The organism is Lactobacillus sp. UMNPBX1 (genome assembly GCF_002554085.1).
Lineage (GTDB): Bacteria > Bacillota > Bacilli > Lactobacillales > Lactobacillaceae > Lactobacillus > Lactobacillus crispatus.
In genome coordinates this window covers 1-240 of the sequence record NZ_PCZI01000090.1, presented here as the reverse complement: position 1 = coordinate 240, position 240 = coordinate 1, and the positions used below count along the sequence as shown (strand labels likewise).

The following is a 240-nucleotide window of genomic DNA, read 5'->3' as shown; positions in this document are numbered from 1 at the left end:
TGCCATACATCTTTTCAATTAGATCGGCTATTTCCCTGGTGGTCACGCCCTTGGAATAAAGCTTGATAATCATGCTTTCCAAGACATCCGAGTGCTGCTTGTAGTCAGGCAGCGTGTGCTGATGAAACTGACCGTTGCGGTCTCGAGGCACTTGCACTTCAATTGGTCCAAACTGGGTATCAACCTTGCGGAAATAAGCACCATTTCTAGAATTGCCAGTATTCCAGCCATTTCTGGCAT

1 protein-coding gene is annotated in these 240 nt (G+C 46.7%); it reads right to left on the bottom strand.

The genetic code is table 11. The features are described 5' to 3' along the window. A partial coding sequence (locus tag CP352_RS10940; protein WP_198995334.1) for a transposase occupies nt 1-240 on the bottom strand: 240 nt, incomplete at both ends.